Genomic DNA, 2302 nt, shown 5'->3' with positions numbered 1-2302 from the left:
GGCGCAGTACCGACCTCAGCGAGGTACGCGGCCACCGCCAGCCGCGCCGCCGCCGCATTCGCCGAGACTGTCAGGTACTCCTCGTCGGAGAACCGCACCGTCACATGACGGCGGCGGGGCTCGGCGTTGTGACGACGTCGGCGAGACCGCGTCGCGCCGAAGTGCACCACGCCGACATGGGGCTCGTCGGTCATCTTCCGGCCTTCCTCTGGAACGTAGTGACCGCCCCGGCAGGGGCCAGTTCGCGCACCGGCATCCCGGCCTCCGAACTAAAAGAACCTCTTGTTCTCCAACTTGCTCCGACGAGGTCCACGAAGTCGGAGCGTCGCGCTTGCGCGACATGGCCGCGTGGTCGCGGACCCGAGCACACCTGACGGCGCGCACCACGAGACAACCTCGTGGCAGCCCGGCACGGCCGGTCGTCAGCGGCCATCCGCGACGACGCGACGCGACACCGGACGACGTGCCGGCGGCACGTCCGTGCCCCTGGTCGACGTCCCCGTCGGGCCCCGACAGCGTCTCCGGCGGCCACCAGGGACGGCGCAAGGGCGGGCCCGCATGGATCGATCTTGGCGGCTAGGCTCGGCGTCCACAGCCACCAGACCGCAGCATCCAGGGGGATCCCATGGCCGAACAGTCCGCCAAGGCCGTCCGCACCGAAACCGAGAAGGCCGCGCTGCAACTGCTGCGCGAGCGCGCGGCCCTGGTCGGCGAGGCCGCTACCGCCCGGCACGACCGCGACCAGCTCGTCGACGCGCTGCGCGAGGCCAACGCCCGCTACGCCACCCGATACGCCGACGCCCTCGCCGGCGGCTGGAGCGCCGACGAACTGGCCAAGCTCGGCCTGGACGCACCGGAGTCGTCGACCACGTCCAGGCGCCGCCGCCCACCCCGGCAGGCGCAGCCCGCGCAGAGTCAGCCCGACGAGGTGGTGACGCCGGTCGACGTGCCGGCGCAGACGTAGCGGCCCTACCCACGTCACGGTGACGGCCTCCCCTGCTGCGTCGGGGGCGGCCGTCACCGTGTGGGCGCCGGTCACGACCTGGTCCCCAACGGCACGCCGCGGGCCCGCATCCACGGCTCCGGGTCGACCGCGTTGCTGCTGTTGGCGTGGTACGGGCCAGGGCGCACGCCGACGTGCACTTCGAAGTGCAGGTGCGGCCCGGAGCTGCCGCCCGAGTTGCCGACGTGTCCGATGACCGCTCCGGCCGCGACGCGCTGACCGATCGACACCTCGGGCCGCTCGATCATGTGGCAGTAGCGGGTCACGACGTTGCCCGCGTGGCGGATGTCGACGTACCAGCCGCAGCCACGCGCACCGGTGTGCCCGTCACGGTCGCAGGTGGTGTGCCAGTCGCACTTGACCTGCTCCACCACCCCCGCAGACGCGGCGCGGATCGGGTCACCCCGCACGTCGGAGGTCGACATGTCGACGCCCGCGTGCAAGCGGCCGTTGCGCTGACCGAACGGGCTGGTGACCACCGCCCGGATCGGCTGCACCCACCCGCCCGGACCGACCGGCACCGGCCCCAGGTCGTCGATGCCGCACGGGGCTGTCGGCGCACCACCGCCGATGTCGTCGATGCTCGGCAAACCGAGCACCCGCGCGGCGAGCTGCTCCGCGTCGGGCTCCCACTTCTGGTACGCCTCCGGCAGGCCCGAACGCTGCACCGCCTGCGCGGCATCGGTCAGCCGCATCCGCTGCCACCCGTCGACCCGCAGCAACGCCTCGTAGAACTTCCCGGCCGCGTAGGTGGGCGTCATCCGATCCCGCACACTGCCCCACCCCGGACGCTGCTGGAACAGCCCGACCGAGTCGCGGTCGCCGCCGGCGAGGTTGCGCAGGCCGGATTCCTGGTAGGCGGTGGCCAGCGCCACGACGACGGCCTGCTCGGGCATCTTCCGCTGGATGCCGATCGCCGCGATCGTCGCCGCGTTGGCCATCTGATCGGGATCGAGGGCGACCCGGCCGTCCGCCTGCACCGTGCACGTGCGGCTGGACAGGGGGAGGCGCAACTGCCCGCCCACCTGCCGGATGACGATCCAGATCCCGACCGCGGCGAGGACGACGAGCACGACGCCGCCCGCCACGACTGCCCGTGTACGCACCCACACCCCCTGATCGACAGTCCGACAAGCGTACGTCCCCCGTGGCGCCTTCCGGGTCGTCCGACCGGTTCTCCCCGACCGTAGGGCGTGGCACCGGCCGCCGGGCGGACGCCCCGCACCCTCCGGCGGCCCCGACAGGCGGAGTCCGGACGTTCCCGTTTCCGGCGCGGCCTCACCCGTCCCGGTCTCCCGG

General features: G+C 73.1%; 2 protein-coding genes and 1 pseudogene. 1 reads left to right on the top strand and 2 read right to left on the bottom strand.

From position 1 onward, the window contains the following. Window positions 1-194, bottom strand: a pseudogene (locus tag AB0E94_RS52705) (hypothetical protein); the annotation flags it as partial. A 431-nt stretch (window positions 195-625) separates the two neighbouring features. On the opposite strand from AB0E94_RS52705, the gene AB0E94_RS52700 reads away from it, so the two are divergent. Beyond that, a complete protein-coding gene (locus tag AB0E94_RS52700) occupies window positions 626-964 on the top strand; it encodes a hypothetical protein (RefSeq protein ID WP_360344486.1) in 339 nt (112 codons plus the stop codon). A gap of 71 nt (window positions 965-1035) precedes the next feature. Here the strand turns inward: AB0E94_RS52700 and AB0E94_RS52695 are convergent, their stop codons facing one another. After that, window positions 1036-2109 carry a M23 family metallopeptidase gene (locus tag AB0E94_RS52695; protein ID WP_360344483.1) on the bottom strand — a complete coding sequence of 358 codons (1074 nt, stop codon included), beginning with the start codon at window positions 2107-2109 and terminating at the stop codon, window positions 1036-1038. Between the last annotated feature and the right edge of the window lie 193 nt (window positions 2110-2302).

The sequence above is a fragment of the Actinoplanes sp. NPDC026670 genome (assembly GCF_040638175.1).
GTDB lineage: Bacteria > Actinomycetota > Actinomycetes > Mycobacteriales > Micromonosporaceae > Actinoplanes.
This window is presented reverse-complemented; position numbering and strand designations above follow the sequence as displayed.